We start from the raw sequence: 14,655 nt of genomic DNA, 5'->3' as shown, positions 1-14,655 counted from the left end.
TCAGGGTTTTTGCCCTGCGGCTTTCTCGGCCGTACCAAGTCTGCTACCAGCGGCCGGTTATCTGACTAAAACCGTTTGAGGCCGACATGCAGTTCATCGATCTTGGCGCGCAGCGCGAACGCATCCGCGACAGGCTGAAAGCGGCAATCGACCGGGTTGTCGACGAAGGCCGCTATATTCTCGGACCGCAGGTCACCGAATTCGAAAACAAGCTCGCCGCCTATATCGGCATCAAGCACGTGGTCGCTTGCGCCAACGGCACCGATGCGCTGCTGCTGCCGCTGTTTGCCGCCGGCATCGGCCCGGGCGACGCGGTGTTCGTGCCGAGCTTCACCTTCGCCGCCACGGCCGAAGTGGTGGCGCTGACCAAGGCCGAACCGGTGTTCGTCGATGTCGATGCCGACAGCTACAATATCGACATCGCCAGCCTCGAGGCGGCAATTGCCATGATCAAGGCGGAGGGCCGGCTGAGGCCGAAGGCAATCATTCCCGTCGACCTGTTCGGCCTCGCCGCCGATTACGAGGCGATCATGGCCATCGCCGATCGCGAAGGCCTGATGGTCATCGAGGATGCGGCGCAGGCGACCGGCGGCTCGGCTGACGGCAAGATGTGCGGCTCGTTCGGCACCGTCGGCTCGACCAGCTTCTATCCGGCAAAGCCGCTCGGCTGCTATGGCGACGGCGGTGCGATGTTCACCAATGACGATGCGCTGGCCGAACAGCTGCGCTCGTTCGCCTTTCACGGAAAGGGCGAAACGCAATATGACAATGTCCGCGTCGGCATCAATTCACGGCTCGACACGCTTCAGGCGGCGATCCTGATAGAGAAGCTGGCCATCCTCGAGGACGAGATGGTGGCGCGGCAAGCGGTCGCCAATCGCTATGCCGAAGGTCTCGGCGATATCGTCAAGGCGGCGCGCAATCTGGGCGGCGGCCGCTCGGCCTGGGCGCAATACGCCATCGAAACGCCGAAACGGGACGGGCTCAAGGCACATCTCGGTGAAAAGGGCATTCCGTCGGTCATCTACTATGTGAAACCGCTGCACAGCCAGATTGCCTATCGCGATTATCCGCGCACGCCGACCGGCCTTGCCGTTTCGGAAGAGCTGCCGAAGCGCATCCTGTGCCTGCCAATGCATCCCTATCTGAGCGAGGCTGACCAGGACCGGATCATCGAAACGATCCGAAACTATATCGGCTCGAATTCGGCGCATGTAGCGGCGGCATAAATTCGAAAGCTTCGAAGCATGGTCGCGGAATACATCGACGAGTTCATCATGTTCTGCGCCGGGTTGTGGATGGCTGGCATCGGCTTCGGATTTCTCGCGGACCCGTTCCAAGCTCGCCCCGGCCAGCAGCAAGCATGGTGGACCAACTTTGGGACTCGCTTCAAATGGATGGGACCGCTGTTGATCCTCATCGCGATAGCGCTCGCATTCGCGGCACCTTCCTAGGCTGGCGTCCGACGGCAGCTCGGCACGGTCGGCCATCGTTGATCAACAACCGCCGATTCAAGCTTTGCGCGTCAAGGCAGGCGGTCATCGGCACCGATTTTGCGATGCTTTGCTGCGCGCCGCAGCATAGTCTGCACCTGGCTCCCCTTTAGGCTGGTTCTCATGAAGAAGATTGGTTTCCTCTCGTTCGGGCACTGGACGCCCTCGCCGCAATCGCAGACGCGGACGGCATCCGACGCGCTTTTGCAGTCCGTCGAGTTGGCGGTCGCGGCCGAGGAGCTGGGTGCGGACGGCGCGTATTTCCGCGTGCATCACTTCGCCCGCCAGCTCGCCTCGCCCTTCCCGCTGCTGGCGGCGGTCGGCGCAAAGACCAGCCGAATCGAGATCGGCACGGCGGTGATCGACATGCGCTATGAGAACCCGCTCTACATGGCCGAGGACGCCGGCGCCGCCGACCTAATCGCCGGAGGGCGTCTGCAGCTGGGCATCAGCCGAGGCTCGCCGGAGCAGGTGATCGAGGGATGGCGCTACTTCGGCTACGCTCCGCAAGAGGGCGAGAGCGATGCCGACATGGCCCGTAGACACACCGGAGTGCTGCTCGAAGTGTTGCTGGGCAAAGGCTTTGCGCAGCCCAACCCGCGGCCGATGTTTCCCAACCCGCCTGGCCTGCTTCGCGTCGAGCCGCACTCGGAGGGCCTGCGCGAGCGCATCTGGTGGGGCGCCGCCACAAACGCCACCGCCGAATGGGCGGCGAAACTGGGGATGAACCTGCAGAGCTCCACGCTCAAATTCGATGAAGGCGGAAAGCCGTTTCACGTCCAGCAGGCCGAACAGATCCGGGCTTTTCGTGAGGCCTGGAAGGCGGCCGGACACACGCGCGAGCCGCGGGTGTCGGTGAGCCGGAGCATTTTTGCGCTGGTCGACGATCGCGACCGAGCCTATTTCGGCGGCAACCAGAGCGGAGATCATTTCGGTTACATCGAGGCAGACAGACGCGCGGTGTTCGGCCGCTCCTATGCCGCCGAACCGGACGTCCTGATCGAGCAGCTAAAGGGCGACGAAGCCATCGCCGAGGCCGATACGCTGCTGCTTACCGTCCCCAACCAGCTCGGCGTCGAGTACAATGTCCATGCCATCGAGGCGATCCTGACCCATGTCGCTCCAGGCTTGAGTTGGCGCTGACGGGTTGTGTTAAGTAGGAACCTGCCTCTCTGCCCGGCTCAGGAGCCAAACAGGCGGCTATCCCAGTATACGGGTTGATGCAGGCTGGCCGTGATCAGGGAAAACTCCGGATGTGCCGGATTGATCAACACGTTGTTGTCGGGGCGAGCCACGACGCTTGGCACGATCAGGATCGCGCTGCGGCGCTCGACACACCATGTCTCACCGAATTCCTTGCTCACCGTTGCCGGCATCATATCCCATCCGGGCAACGACGGCTGAGAAAAGAGTTCGTAGCTCAGCCCGCGCGGAAGCATGATCTGGACGTAAGGCTGGTTGGGCGGCAGTCTGCCGCTGCCGTGCACCAGCTTTTCCAGCAAGGCCGTTGAATAATGCTCGCTGGTGTAGATCAACGGGCTGCCGGGCGTGTTCCAGCGGCCAGGCGCTATCGTCGAGCCCGTCGCGTCGAAGATCGGATATGTGCCGGCTGGATCGCCGATCCTGAAGCACTGCAGCATGCGATCGAGTATCTGTGCCGTCAAGCAGCGGTGCCGTACTTCAGGCCTGCAAGGATATCGAGCACCAGTTCGGCGCCGATCTCGCTTTGAATGACCACGTCGATCGGGCGTCGGTCTTCCAGCATGGGATGAGACCGAAACAGAAAGTCACGAGCCTCACCTTCGATCTGCCAAACGTCGAGGGCCAGGTTCCATAGGCGCGCCACCCGCGCCACCCGCATGCCCTCTTCCGAAGAGAGTCGGAGAGCACCTCTCTTGCGGCGCTCATAAGTTGCCTTTGGGACGAGGCGATATTTGAATTGCGTATCGGCCGGTGCCAGCAATTGTGAGACGCGTTCAAGCGCACCCAACGGCAATCCGTCTTCGATTCGAGCCATCAGCCCGAATGGCGACCGTGCAGCCGTCTCCTTGGGCGGCAGCCCCAGCACATCGGCTATATTTCCAAATGCCAACATCGCCGCTCTCCATTCATGTGAAGCATTGCATAGCCTCAGGTGAGGCCAAGTGCAAGCATCCCCGTAGTCTCACGGCTGCTTCCCGTCGGCTCGTTTCAGCATCGCAAATGCGCGACTGATCCGTTGCAGGGCTGTGGCGTTGGCCAGCACTGCGTACAGCGCGAACCCGCCCGCCAGAATCCAGGGCGAAGCCGCGCCCATGGCGGTCGCGACTCCGTCGGCGGCGAGCAGCACGCAAATGAACACCAGACGTTCCATCCGCTCGAAGAAATCCGGCCAACCATGGTTTTTCACAGGGATTTCCAGCGCCGTCCGCGCCTTGGCGTAACTGGTCAGGATCCCGCCGGCGAACGCGAACATTGCGATCGCCCACAGATCGGCGACCCAGCCGATAGCCGCAAAGACGGCCAATTCCTGATAGCGGTCGACGACGGCGTCGAAATAGCCACCGGCCTTGGTGCTCATATTTGTCCGGCGGGCGACCGCACCGTCCAGCGCATCGAAGGTGAAGGCAAACGCCAGGCAAAGGCCAAAGGCAAGGCTTGAATGGTGGTAGACGTAGGCCGCCGAGGACAAAGCGACGAGCACCAGCCCGCTGGCCGTAACCTGGTTCGGCGTCATGCCGATCCCGATCAGCGGAGAAGCGGCCTGCTCCCACAGTGGGTCGATGCGACTTTTCATGAGACCGGCGATCATGGCGGCTCCTCTGATAATGTCGTTTCACCGAGCTTTACCAGCAATTTGCGGGTTTGTTCCACCGTCGCCACCGTTTCGGTTGGCCAATGCGGGCCGAGACCGGGCTCAGCAACGTTCTCAACTTGCCGCAAAAATGATCTCGTTTGGCGAATGGGGCCGGCGGATTAAGGTACTCGCCGAGCTGGCGGCGAAACAGAACTTTCAGTCGCTGCGACAGCTGCCCGACAGCATTTTCACGGTTTGGGCGATGCCCTTGTGAGGTGGTGCAAATCGAACAGCAGTCTGGCGGCAGCACCCGAACGATGTGACTATGATCGCTTGCGATCCGTGGGAAGCCGGCCGAAAATCGATGCATAAGTTTCCACCCAAGTTCGCCTACCTGCTCGCGACCTCTGTCGGCGCGGGATTATCTCCAATATGGCCGGGCACGGCCGGCGCAATGGTTGGAGTGGCTGTTGCCGCGGCTCTGATACCCGCATCACCTTGGCTGACGGTGCTTGCCTACGTGGCCCTGTTCGCCGTCGGCGTATGGGCGTCATCGTATGTTATCTCCCGTACCGGGACGGAGGATCCGCAGATCGTCGTCATTGATGAGACCTTCGGCGCGGCCCTAACCCTTTCCATGCTGCCCCTCGATCCGCTCTGGTGGGCAGCAGGCTTCCTTGCTTTCCGGTTTTTCGACGTCGTCAAGCCTTGGCCCATCCGTATCGCACATGACAAGGTAAGGGGTGGGGCCGGTATCATGGTGGACGATGCGGCTGCGGCTGTGGCCGCCGGGGTGCTGCTGCTCCTGCTGAACGGATTGATTGACCATTTGCCGTAATGGCGGCATTCGGCCTCACGGCCAAAGGCCAGCACGATGGTCCATGCTAGTTTAGCGCCACAAGGGGAGGACTGGACTAATGCGAAGCTATAGGATCGCGGCCATTCCAGGCGATGGGATCGGCAAGGAAGTCGTAGCGGCCGGCCTTCGTGCGCTGGCCGCCTGCGCCACGCGCGACGGCGGTTTCAGTCTCGAGGTGCAGCATTTCGACTGGGGCTCGGACTACTACAAGTTCAACGGCGTGATGATGCCCAAGGACGGCACCGAGCGGCTGAAGGCCTTCGATGCGATCTATTTCGGCGCTGTCGGCGCGCCAGACGTGCCCGACCATCTGACGCTTTGGGGGTTGCGGCTCGCGATCTGCCAGCCCTTCGACCAGTACGCCAATGTCCGCCCGACCCGCATCCTGCCCGGTATCGAGAGCCCGCTTCGCGGCGTCACGGCAGGGGATCTCGACTGGGTCATCGTTCGGGAGAATTCGGAAGGCGAATACGCCGGCCAGGGCGGGCGCTCGCATCTCGGCCTGCCTGAGGAAATCGCGACCGAGGTCTCGATCTTCACCCGCGCCGGCGTGACGCGCATCATGCGCTTCGCCTTCGAGATGGCGCGGTCGCGGCCGCGAAAGCTGTTGACCGTGGTCACCAAGTCGAACGCCCAGCGTCACGGCATGGTGCTCTGGGACGACATCGCCCGTGAGGTCGCGGCCGATTTTCCTGATGTCGCATGGGACAAAATGCTGGTCGACGCGATGACAGTGCGCATGACGCTCAATCCGCGCTCGCTCGACACAATCGTCGCGACCAATCTTCACGCCGATATCCTGTCGGATCTTGCGGCCGCACTTGCCGGATCAATCGGCATTGCGCCGACTGCGAACCTCAACCCCGCGCGGCGGTTTCCGTCGATGTTCGAGCCGATCCACGGCTCGGCCTTCGACATCACCGGCAAGGGCATCGCCAATCCGGTCGGCACGTTCTGGTCGGCGGTGATGATGCTGGAGCATCTTGGCGAGCCGGCTGCCGCGGCGCGCCTGATGCGCGCCATCGAGCGCGTGACGGCGGACGCCTCACTGCACACGCCCGATCTCGGCGGAAGTGCCACCACCGATAAGGTCACCGAAGCGGTGTGCGCGGCCCTACTCGGCGACAACGAGTAGGAAAGGAGCAAGCGCCTGGCATCGTTGTCATTCCCAGTGATGGCATCGGCAAGGAAGTCATGCCCGAAGGCGGGAGGCATCCGCACTCGCCGCCGCTCACCGATGATGTTCGTGCGCCTCCGTGCGGAAACCGAGCCCATCAAGTGTTTCGATCAGCACCTGTACAGGATCAGGCACACCGTGCGTTGACCGCCACGCGACAAATCCGTCCGGTCTGACCAAGGCGGAACCGCCGCTTTTAACCCCGAGCACGGAAGGCCACCGATGGTCCAAGTCAAGCAGATCCCCATTCGCACCCAACGAGTGGCACGTCAGCGGCATCCCGAGGCGCTGGCTTACGGAGTCAGCGGCCTGACACCATGCTTCGTCCGCGCAGAGGAGAAGAAGATCGCGGTCGCACAAATCGAGACTCGAAATCCGCTGGCCGGCACGTCCGACCGCGAAATGCGGCAAACGCGTGCCGGGGCGGCCCGACAGCTCCGTGGATTTTTGGAATGGGTGATCGTCCGGTGTGGATGCCAGAGCCACGATGCCTGCAGCGTAGCGTTGGCCAAATACCACGTCGTAATCCTCGACGATCGCAACAGGAGGAGGCAACCGCTTCGACGGATCGTCGAACCATTTCTGTAGGCGGGCGAGCGCTTGCGCCAACGTAGCCTCGATGACCGGCCGGCGCTCCATGTCATAGCTATCCAGCAACGAGGGATCGGCATGCCCGCGTGCTACCATCGCAAGCTTCCAGGCAAGGTTATGGGCGTCGTGGATACCTGAATTGCCACCGAAAGCGCCTGTTGGGGGCATCACATGTGCGGCATCCCCCACAAGAAACGCGCGGCCTCGGCGGAATTGGCGCGCTGTGAGGGCGGCCACTTCCCAGGAGCGCGCATCGACAAGCCTCGTCGTGATGTCCGGCCGGCCCGCACCTCGTATGATCAGTTCCCTGCACTTGGCTTCATCAAAATCCTGTGGTTTCTCGCCCTTTTCGGGAAAGTACTGGAGCGCCAGAAGCCATCGTCCACCCTCCCTGGGCGTGAAGGTCCCGTTGAGGTCCGTCACGAAGCACGACGTGAAGCGCTTGCCGCCTATCGTCGGAGGCATGTCCGTGTCAAAGACGACATTCATCCAGTGCTGAAGGCCGCCTGCCCCGCTGCGGCTGATCTCCAGCCTCTCTCGCAGGGAACCGTTCGCACCGTCCGCGACGATCAGATAGTCGGCCGAGATGACCTCCTTTGCGCAGGTCGCGATATCGCGAATTTCCGCGCGGACGACGGTCTCGTCCTGATCGAAAGTCACCAGCTCCGTGCTGAAACGCACGTCTGCACCGTTCCGCTCGGCGTAGCGGCGCAGAATCGGTTCCAGGACGTGCTGATCACACGTCGCTGGTTGCGTGGGGCTGAGGGCACTTGCATCCGGCCACGCCGGTCCGCCCCATTGAATCTCCGGATCGGCGAGATTCCTGGCGCGCGCAATAGCGCCTGCCTGCTGGTCCCCCGTCCGATTTGTACGAATCTCCTCCTCGAGGCCGAGGCTTCGGAATATCTCCATGCTGCGCGGGGAGATGCCGGCAAACTTGTACTGGATTGACGTGTCGGGATGACGCTCGACGAGGACACACGCAATGTCGTTGTGAGCCAAAAGGGCGGCCGCCGTCAGACCGTTCAGGCCGCCTCCGACGACGAGAACCGTGGTATTGGTCATCTCGGATCTCCTCTCATTGCTTTGACCACAAAAACATTTTGATTGATCAAATCATATGATTGGTCCAAGTATGTGTCAAGACACGAAGGAGCGTGGAATGAGACCGAGCCAAGATCGCTTGCAGCACGCCACCGAGGCATGGCGCCTGATGTTTGATTTCCTGATGCGGTCCGCGCCGGACCGGTTGGCGATCCAGCAGAAATTGGGCCTGACGCCCAACGACTCCCGCGCCCTCTTCACGCTCGACAAAGATGCGGGCAAGCCGATCGGCGCATTGGCTGCTCAATGGCAGTGCGATCCATCGACGGCGACCTGGCTGGTCGACCGGCTTGAGCAGGCGGGGCTCGCCGAACGGATTCCGTCGCCAGGCGATCGCCGTGTGAAGCTTGTCAAGCTCACACCCAAAGGTGCCGCAACCATCAAGGAATTGATGAAGGAATATCACAAACCCCCGCCCGAGATACTTGCGCTTCCACGCGCTGATCTGGATCAGTTGATCGGCCTCGTAAGAAAGTTACAGGCTGGCAAATCCGTGAGTTGATCCTATCCCGGAAAGGCACTGGCTAGGATCGGGTAGCGCCGCGTCACACTTTCCATGCTGCCGCTCGAGCCGCTCTGGTGGTCGGCAGGTTCCTTGCTTTCCGGTTTTTTTGACGTGGTCAAACCTTGGCCCATCCTATCGCGCATGAGAAGGTAAGGGGTGGGTTCGGCATCATCTGGACGACGCAGCGGCGGCCGTGGCCGCCTGGATGCTGCTGCTGCTGAAGAAGACCATTTGAGCGTTGTTGCAATCGCGACATCAGTCTCGTTGCGTCTCTACTTTCAGCATCACGCCTCTTCCAGTCTGCGTACACGAGCCCTGACCCCATTGCCGATGGCATCAGCGACTTCCGCAGGAAAATCCTTTGGGAGCGATGCAGAAACCAGTTCGACCGCCGCTAGCGCCTGTTGGCGCAGCTCATCAAAGATCGCCCTGACGGGTTTCGGACCGATCCCTGCTTTGGCGGCGGTCTGGATAAAATGGCGTGGCATGACGCTGTCGACGAGGTAGTGGCGTGTGTCGCCAATAGCCATCGCCAGTTTCATTTTGTTGCGCTTGATCTGTCCCGCATCAAGGCTGGGCTGCGCTGAAATCACATCATAGAGCGGCGTTATGCGGAACCGGCCGCCGGGGGAAAGAAAGACGCTAAAATTCTTGGCGTGCCCATCTGTGGCGCCGAGAAGCCAAAAGGCAACCACGGCCTTTAAAACCGCAGCCTGGTCTACCTCCGGTTGGTCGCTTCCCTTCATCAAATTGAGGATAGCCGGAACGCCAGGCCCGCCGTCGGATTCGTATTTCAGTGACGGCGGCACAGAAAGGGCCTGGCAGCAGTCTTCCTGGGGCAAACGCAGGAGACGATTGTCACTGGTCCATCGGCGATCGAACCGCTCGACCGCGAGCACGCGATTGCCTTCGAACTCCTCGATTGCGACGACGGCGCTCGGGAGCCCTAGGGCGGTTGTCAGCTTGAGGCAGAAAAATTCGTTCTCGACGCTGAAGGAAAGATCGATGCCATTTGGCAACCGTCCAATCTGTGGTTTGAGGATGTGCGTCGTGGCAGTCGTCGCCAGCGGCTTGTACCAACGTCCTTTCCAGAACAAGAGCGCAGTCTTTTCCTGAGCGCCAGCGATCGAGATCCGGAAGTCCTCGTCCTCGCCAAGCCCAAGGGGAGCCGATGCCAGATCGAGGAGAAGACGAGCAATCTCGGTATCGTCAACGGGTTTGCCGTTGACAATACCGGCGGGGCCTGGCTCGACACCATCCGGCAGGAATTGCAATGCGCCGACACAATCGCGCCCGACAGCGGCAAGCAGGTCGTAAGCGTCTATTCCTTGAGCATGAACACGCTCCGCCATACGGCGGCGAATGGGGACGTTGTCGGGCAGGAGATTGTCGAAGACGGCGATGACGGGCGCACCGATATAACGATCTTCACGCAGAGGCAGTGATAGCGAGACGGGCAGCGCGTGCTCCCAAGCAAGCCAGGACGGATCGTACTGAAAATCGATCGCGCCGCTGGATTGTCTATTCAGCCGCCCGACGAGACGGCTGTTCAAGAAGACATTTAGCGGGATGTGCTGCCGCGGACGAGCCATCAGAAGATGTCCTCGATCTCAGCCGGCTTTGCCTTGGTACGAGGGCGGACGACGAATTCGAGGTCGAGCGCTGCGAGAATATCGCAAAGCGTTCCGAGCTGGGTCCCAGGCGCGCCACTCTCGACGGCCGAGATGGTCGCCTGACGCAGCATCGTTTGGTCCCCGACATTGGTCTGGTTGAGGCGGAGCTTGCGACGCTGCCGGCGGACGGCATCTCCAATTTGCTTGGGTGTTCGGGCGATTTGGTCCACAGCATACCTCTCTAGCCATGGTATTATACGCTCGCGCAGATAAATTTCAATATACGCTTTTCCGTATCGAATTTTGTATACTTTGAAGCGTATAAGCAGCAATATGGTCGGCGTATGATCTTCGATCCGCATGGACCGTCACCGCCATGCTTTCAGCTTGTCCGGCCGCCGCCGGCCAATGTGACCGAAGCGAATAGCCGGCATGCTCATAAAGCTCCAAGGCAAAGTGAGGTCAGTCCTAGCAGACTGCGGCAACGGATCGGTTTTTCAAACGGATCTTGCGGCACTCACCCAATCGAGGCGTGCGGCAGGGACAAGGCCATAATTGTAAAAATTGATGCCGTCGACATCCGGCGCCATCGCAGCTTTGACCTTGGCGGTGAGGATGTCGGGGCCGGCCATTTCCGGATAGAACAGCCGGTAGCCGGCGCCGAGGAACTTTTTCACGCCAAGGGCTGCGCGTCCGGCCGCCATCAGGCTGGCGACATCGCCGGGCTGCATGTCGTAGGCACACAGGATTGCCCCGTCACAGACCTTGCCGAGCGCCGCGAGATCGCAGCCGCCAAGCCAACCGTCTTTCAAATCGATGATGACAACGCGGGTCGCCGGATTGGCCACCTCGCGCAGTTCGGCGACCAGGCTGGTCACCGGTTCGAACCGCCACAGCAGGTAGCCATGGAGTTCCGGCCATGGCAAAAAAGTGTCGAGGCCGCTCCCCGGAAAGTCTGGAAAGCGCCGTTCGGGCACGGCGCGCTCGCAGGTCTCGACGATCCATTGCCCGACGAGCTTGCGCGCTACTTCGCCGTCGACGCCGGCCTCGGCCGCGCGCGCAAGGCAGGACGGGCAGAAACATATCGACAACAGAAAATCGTCTTCCGGCATCAGCCCGACACCGTCTTTCTCATGATGGTATTCGTGGGCGAAGCCCATGAATGACGGGCTTTCAAGCTCGATCCGGTCCGGCCTGTAGCTGTGCGAGATATCGGCGATCAGCGCGCGGACATAAGCGCGCGCTTCCGGATGTGATGGGCAGAGATTGTAGTAGTTGGCATCGCCGAAGGCGTTGCGGGTTACGGCCTGCGGATGAAGCATGCCGAGCCGGGTGTTGTGCAAGCAGACCGTCCAACACGAAACGCCCAGCCCGCCCACCTCGCGCCGGCGGACAAGGTCGCCAAGCACATCGCCGCCTTCCATGATCACCTTCGCCACCTTGGGCTGGATGGCTAGGTCGGCCCAGTGTGCCGCATCTGGCTTGAAATAGATGGTTCCGTCTTCCGGAAAATAGGCTTTCCGGCGCGGGCTGCGCGGCTGCAGAAACCGGCCAGCGTGATACGAAGTCGCCAGACTGATCATGTTGAGCCCGGCACGCTCGACAAGATCGCGCTCGACCATCTCCAAGCCCAGATCCTGGACATCCCAAGGATAGGTCCACATCGACAGTTGCATCCGGTTATCCTCAGTCTTGATCCTGATATGGGCGTATGGTCGGGAGGGCTTCTTATCAGTCGACCGGCTCGGCGACCTGCATGAGGCAGTCTCCCGCCTCGCACATCGTGTGCAGCCGGCGCGAAAGCACAATGCCGCTTTCGAGGAAGTGCAGGGCTTGCTCGGCGAGGTCGAGTCGTTCGAGGTCGTGGTACCAGCCCGCCAGTTGGCCTGAAGTCACGCTGTCGCCCAGCCTGACTGCCGGCTCGAACCAACCACGGCTTGTGGCATAAAGGCCCTGACTGTGCCGAGACAACGAAAGAAGCCGCGTCGGCGCCGAAGGTCCGGTTGCCGGTGCAAGAACCGGCGCCTCAACCACTCCCAAGGCGGCCATCAGGGCGTCGAGTGCGCGGGCGGTAATCTCCATCGTATCGACCGTGACAGTGCCACCGCCGCCGAACTCTCCGCTGACGCCGATGGCGCCGGCCCGGCGCGCCGCACCCATGGAGGTCGGTGAGGCCTGGCCGTTGTCGGCCACGAACCCATAGGGCATGCTGAGCGTCCGCATTAGCTCCACACCGCGCCGGTGCCGGTCGGGATCGGTATTGTGCTCGACAAGCGCGGTCGGCAGATGCTCCATCGAGGTGCCGCCAGAATGAATGTCGAAGATGACGTCGTGGCGGGGAAACAGTTCCATCTCCAGGAAATTGGCAAGCCGGCTTGTTGGCGTGCCTGACGGGTCGCCCGGAAAGGCGCGGTTGAGATTGCCGCCGTCGAGTGGCGAGCAGCGCTTTGCGGCGATCACCGCCGGCACGTTCGCCATCGGCAGGATGGTGACGCGACCCTTGATCTGCTTGGGATCGAGCCGGCGCACCAGCTTTGCCAACGACAGCTCGCCTTCATATTCGTCGCCGTGATTGCCGGCCATCAGAAGCACCGACGGGCCTTCGCCGTTGCGGACAAGGCAGATCGGGACCTTGACCTGGAAATAGGGCGAACGGTCGATCGAAAACGGAATGCTGAGATGGCCGAGTGTCTTGCCGTCCCGGTCGAAGTCGAGCGTATGGCTGAGGCCGGTGTGCATGGCGGCGGCTCAGATAGCTGCGATCGCAGTGACCTCTATGCGGAGATCGGGATCGGCGAGACGCGCCTCGACACAGGCGCGCGCCGGCAGGCGCGCAGGATCCACCCAGGCATCGTAGATGCTGTTCATGGCATCGAAGTCGGCGATCTGCGGCAGGAAGATGTTGATCGCCACTAGCCTCGACTTGCTGCTGCCGGCCTCAACAAGGAGCGTCTCGACCTTGGAGAGCACGTCGCTCGTCTGACCCTCGATGCCGGCCTTGCGGTCGTCTGCCACCTGGCCTGCGATGTGCACGAGGCCGCCATAGACGACCGCCTGAGACATGCGGGAGCCGGACTGGAAGTACTTGATCATATCAGATCCTTTCGAGGTTCTCTTTTTTGGAAGTGGCCGCGATATCTGCTCAGCCGAAATAGGTAGGAAAGGCGTGGCGGACATACCCGGCCGCGTCGGCGCCGAAGATCACGCGATAGCGATCGAGGCAGGTGCAGGGGTGCGAGATGCCGAATTCAACGACGTCACCAACGGCAATATCGTCGCCCGACGCAATTGTCAGGAAGGCGTGCTGGTCGTTGAGCTTAAAGACCTCGGCACGCGCTTTCGGCAGCTGCTTGCCGGCACGAAAGATGGTCACGACCTTCGGAAAACCCTGGTCGAACGACACGTCGCGCATGCCCATACCGCAGATAGCAAGGCCGGGCTCCGGCCGCGACAGTACCTCGGCCCACAGACGTAAAGCCGGATGGAAGGAATTTCGTGCGGAAGCACTGACGCCGCCGATCGCAAAACCGTCGCGGGCATCGAGTGCGCCGAGCGACCTGTCGTAGACGCCATGGTCGTGAAAGAAGATGGCGCCGCTGCGCAGCACCAACGTGGCATTGCCGTCCCTGGAGACGAGGGGCGAAAGCGCTGCGACCACCTTGTCGAAGTACACCGAGCCGCCGGCGGTGACGATCAGCGGGGTGTCGCCGCCGACGCGGGCGCGGAGCCGCAGGAACATATCGGCTGTCATTGCCAACAGCGCGGATATCGCCTCATCGGTACGGCCAGGATCGGCTTGCGCCGCGGCACCTTCGTAGGCTGCGACGCCGGCGATCAGCAGCCGCCCTCCGGCAGCTACAACCGCGTCGGCGATCGCCTCGGCTTCGCCGGTGGTCCGGGCGCCTGCCCTCCCCGCACCAAGTTCGACGAGCACGCGCAATGGCGGCAGCGTCGCATTGGCGCGCCAAGCTTCAGCAAGCGCATTCACGGCGTCGAAAGAGTCGGCAAAAACGTAGAACTCGGCGCTTGGCCAGGCGCCGACAAGGACAGCAAGTCGGTTCGCACCACCTGGTCCGCCGACCTCATTGGCGATGATCAGCCGAGAGAGCCCGGATCTGAGCATCACGGTGGCCTGCCTTATGTCGGCGACGGTCGTGCCCCATGCTCCGGCCTCGACCAGGGACCGGGCAAGGTCCGGCGCCATCGGGGTCTTGGCATGCGGGGCGATCACGGCGCCCTGTTCTCGCGCATACCCCAAGAACAGGTCACGATTGGCGATGAAGGCCTCCTCGTCGAGGGTCAACACCGGCAACGACATACGTCCATGCGCTGGATGCCAGCGCTCAGATGCGACAAAGCTGCTGTCCAGGCCGAGGGTGCCAGGCGGAACGCCGCGGATACGATCGTCGAGCAGGAAATTTTCACGGGTCGCGAGCGACAGTACGGGTGAGTTTTCGGTCATCCGATGCTAGTCCTTTCGCTTTCGCAGGATGAAGTCCGGATCGATTTCCGATGCCGGCCACACCATGAGAGAGAT

The 14,655-nt window shown here is 61.8% G+C and carries 16 protein-coding genes; 6 read left to right on the top strand and 10 right to left on the bottom strand.

Annotated elements, in window-relative coordinates:
- Window positions 1-86 precede the first annotated feature (86 nt).
- The 3 genes from NKJ81_RS13460 to NKJ81_RS13450 all read left to right on the top strand — a co-directional run bounded on the left by NKJ81_RS13460 (window position 87) and on the right by NKJ81_RS13450 (window position 2,636).
- On the top strand, window positions 87-1,229 hold the full coding sequence (locus tag NKJ81_RS13460) for a DegT/DnrJ/EryC1/StrS family aminotransferase (RefSeq protein ID WP_352540722.1): 1,143 nt from the start codon (window positions 87-89) through the stop codon (window positions 1,227-1,229).
- Between the two features lie 18 nt (window positions 1,230-1,247).
- Entirely contained in the window at window positions 1,248-1,454 is a 207-nt protein-coding gene (locus tag NKJ81_RS13455) for a hypothetical protein (RefSeq protein WP_352470946.1), read from the top strand.
- A gap of 162 nt (window positions 1,455-1,616) precedes the next feature.
- Window positions 1,617-2,636, top strand: a complete 1,020-nt coding sequence (locus NKJ81_RS13450; RefSeq protein WP_352470945.1) for an LLM class flavin-dependent oxidoreductase — start codon at window positions 1,617-1,619, stop codon at window positions 2,634-2,636.
- A 38-nt stretch (window positions 2,637-2,674) separates the two neighbouring features.
- Here the strand turns inward: NKJ81_RS13450 and NKJ81_RS13445 are convergent, their stop codons facing one another.
- The 3 genes from NKJ81_RS13445 to NKJ81_RS13435 all read right to left on the bottom strand — a co-directional run bounded on the left by NKJ81_RS13445 (window position 2,675) and on the right by NKJ81_RS13435 (window position 4,284).
- The gene (locus tag NKJ81_RS13445; RefSeq protein ID WP_352470944.1) at window positions 2,675-3,157 is read right to left on the bottom strand and encodes an RES family NAD+ phosphorylase; all 483 of its coding nucleotides are present in this window, start codon (window positions 3,155-3,157) and stop codon (window positions 2,675-2,677) included.
- Window positions 3,154-3,588, bottom strand: a complete 435-nt coding sequence (locus NKJ81_RS13440; protein ID WP_352470943.1) for an antitoxin Xre-like helix-turn-helix domain-containing protein — start codon at window positions 3,586-3,588, stop codon at window positions 3,154-3,156. The genes NKJ81_RS13445 and NKJ81_RS13440 overlap by 4 nt, the downstream gene beginning before the upstream one ends.
- A 69-nt stretch (window positions 3,589-3,657) precedes the next feature.
- On the bottom strand, window positions 3,658-4,284 hold the full coding sequence (locus NKJ81_RS13435) for a CDP-alcohol phosphatidyltransferase family protein (protein ID WP_352490785.1): 627 nt from the start codon (window positions 4,282-4,284) through the stop codon (window positions 3,658-3,660).
- Between the two features lie 310 nt (window positions 4,285-4,594).
- On the opposite strand from NKJ81_RS13435, the gene NKJ81_RS13430 reads away from it, so the two are divergent.
- Both NKJ81_RS13430 and NKJ81_RS13425 read left to right on the top strand, forming a co-directional pair.
- Complete coding sequence (locus tag NKJ81_RS13430; RefSeq protein ID WP_352470940.1) at window positions 4,595-5,107, top strand: phosphatidylglycerophosphatase A family protein; 513 nt, start codon at window positions 4,595-4,597, stop codon at window positions 5,105-5,107.
- 79 nt (window positions 5,108-5,186) lie between these two features.
- Window positions 5,187-6,263: a tartrate dehydrogenase gene (locus NKJ81_RS13425; protein ID WP_352470939.1), complete on the top strand. Its 1,077-nt coding sequence runs from the start codon at window positions 5,187-5,189 to the stop codon at window positions 6,261-6,263.
- Between the two features lie 96 nt (window positions 6,264-6,359).
- On the opposite strand, the gene NKJ81_RS13420 is transcribed toward NKJ81_RS13425, so the two are convergent.
- Complete coding sequence (locus tag NKJ81_RS13420; RefSeq protein WP_352540721.1) at window positions 6,360-7,961, bottom strand: FAD-dependent monooxygenase; 1,602 nt, start codon at window positions 7,959-7,961, stop codon at window positions 6,360-6,362.
- Window positions 7,962-8,058: 97 nt separating this feature from the next.
- Here NKJ81_RS13420 and NKJ81_RS13415 point away from each other — a divergent pair, with 97 nt between their 5' ends.
- Window positions 8,059-8,502, top strand: a complete 444-nt coding sequence (locus tag NKJ81_RS13415; protein WP_352470937.1) for a MarR family winged helix-turn-helix transcriptional regulator — start codon at window positions 8,059-8,061, stop codon at window positions 8,500-8,502.
- 287 nt (window positions 8,503-8,789) lie between these two features.
- Here the strand turns inward: NKJ81_RS13415 and NKJ81_RS13410 are convergent, their stop codons facing one another.
- From NKJ81_RS13410 to NKJ81_RS13385, 6 genes are all read right to left on the bottom strand, one after another.
- Complete coding sequence (locus NKJ81_RS13410; protein ID WP_352540720.1) at window positions 8,790-10,097, bottom strand: type II toxin-antitoxin system HipA family toxin; 1,308 nt, start codon at window positions 10,095-10,097, stop codon at window positions 8,790-8,792.
- Window positions 10,097-10,480, bottom strand: a complete 384-nt coding sequence (locus NKJ81_RS13405) for a helix-turn-helix domain-containing protein (RefSeq protein WP_502899609.1) — start codon at window positions 10,478-10,480, stop codon at window positions 10,097-10,099. Before NKJ81_RS13405 ends, NKJ81_RS13410 begins: the two co-directional genes overlap by 1 nt.
- A gap of 135 nt (window positions 10,481-10,615) precedes the next feature.
- Window positions 10,616-11,794 (bottom strand): hypothetical protein, encoded by a 1,179-nt coding sequence (locus NKJ81_RS13400; RefSeq protein WP_352470935.1) that lies wholly within the window; start codon window positions 11,792-11,794, stop codon window positions 10,616-10,618.
- A 55-nt stretch (window positions 11,795-11,849) separates the two neighbouring features.
- The gene (locus tag NKJ81_RS13395) at window positions 11,850-12,857 is read right to left on the bottom strand and encodes a succinylglutamate desuccinylase/aspartoacylase family protein (protein WP_352470934.1); all 1,008 of its coding nucleotides are present in this window, start codon (window positions 12,855-12,857) and stop codon (window positions 11,850-11,852) included.
- A gap of 9 nt (window positions 12,858-12,866) precedes the next feature.
- Entirely contained in the window at window positions 12,867-13,211 is a 345-nt protein-coding gene (locus tag NKJ81_RS13390; RefSeq protein ID WP_352540719.1) for a RidA family protein, read from the bottom strand.
- Between the two features lie 49 nt (window positions 13,212-13,260).
- Window positions 13,261-14,580 carry a type III PLP-dependent enzyme domain-containing protein gene (locus NKJ81_RS13385; protein WP_352540718.1) on the bottom strand — a complete coding sequence of 440 codons (1,320 nt, stop codon included), beginning with the start codon at window positions 14,578-14,580 and terminating at the stop codon, window positions 13,261-13,263.
- Window positions 14,581-14,655: the final 75 nt, after the last annotated feature.

This window comes from Mesorhizobium sp. M0018 (assembly GCF_040323955.1).
GTDB lineage: Bacteria > Pseudomonadota > Alphaproteobacteria > Rhizobiales > Rhizobiaceae > Mesorhizobium.
Note: the sequence above shows the minus strand (reverse complement) of the source record. Positions and strands in the feature narration are given on the sequence as shown.

What these genes read in the sequence shown, in the direction of transcription:
- NKJ81_RS13400 (WP_352470935.1), bottom strand. Translation starts at nt 11,794, where the DNA reads ATGCAACTGTCGATGTGGACCTATCCTTGGGATGTCCAGGATCTGGGC.
- NKJ81_RS13430 (WP_352470940.1), top strand. Translation starts at nt 4,595, where the DNA reads ATGATCGCTTGCGATCCGTGGGAAGCCGGCCGAAAATCGATGCATAAG.
- NKJ81_RS13415 (WP_352470937.1), top strand. Translation starts at nt 8,059, where the DNA reads ATGAGACCGAGCCAAGATCGCTTGCAGCACGCCACCGAGGCATGGCGC.
- NKJ81_RS13435 (WP_352490785.1), bottom strand. Translation starts at nt 4,284, where the DNA reads ATGATCGCCGGTCTCATGAAAAGTCGCATCGACCCACTGTGGGAGCAG.
- NKJ81_RS13450 (WP_352470945.1), top strand. Translation starts at nt 1,617, where the DNA reads ATGAAGAAGATTGGTTTCCTCTCGTTCGGGCACTGGACGCCCTCGCCG.
- NKJ81_RS13425 (WP_352470939.1), top strand. Translation starts at nt 5,187, where the DNA reads ATGCGAAGCTATAGGATCGCGGCCATTCCAGGCGATGGGATCGGCAAG.
- NKJ81_RS13460 (WP_352540722.1), top strand. Translation starts at nt 87, where the DNA reads ATGCAGTTCATCGATCTTGGCGCGCAGCGCGAACGCATCCGCGACAGG.
- NKJ81_RS13390 (WP_352540719.1), bottom strand. Translation starts at nt 13,211, where the DNA reads ATGATCAAGTACTTCCAGTCCGGCTCCCGCATGTCTCAGGCGGTCGTC.
- NKJ81_RS13410 (WP_352540720.1), bottom strand. Translation starts at nt 10,097, where the DNA reads ATGGCTCGTCCGCGGCAGCACATCCCGCTAAATGTCTTCTTGAACAGC.
- NKJ81_RS13395 (WP_352470934.1), bottom strand. Translation starts at nt 12,857, where the DNA reads ATGCACACCGGCCTCAGCCATACGCTCGACTTCGACCGGGACGGCAAG.
- NKJ81_RS13385 (WP_352540718.1), bottom strand. Translation starts at nt 14,580, where the DNA reads ATGACCGAAAACTCACCCGTACTGTCGCTCGCGACCCGTGAAAATTTC.
- NKJ81_RS13455 (WP_352470946.1), top strand. Translation starts at nt 1,248, where the DNA reads ATGGTCGCGGAATACATCGACGAGTTCATCATGTTCTGCGCCGGGTTG.
- NKJ81_RS13440 (WP_352470943.1), bottom strand. Translation starts at nt 3,588, where the DNA reads ATGTTGGCATTTGGAAATATAGCCGATGTGCTGGGGCTGCCGCCCAAG.
- NKJ81_RS13420 (WP_352540721.1), bottom strand. Translation starts at nt 7,961, where the DNA reads ATGACCAATACCACGGTTCTCGTCGTCGGAGGCGGCCTGAACGGTCTG.
- NKJ81_RS13405 (WP_502899609.1), bottom strand. Translation starts at nt 10,480, where the DNA reads ATGCGGATCGAAGATCATACGCCGACCATATTGCTGCTTATACGCTTC.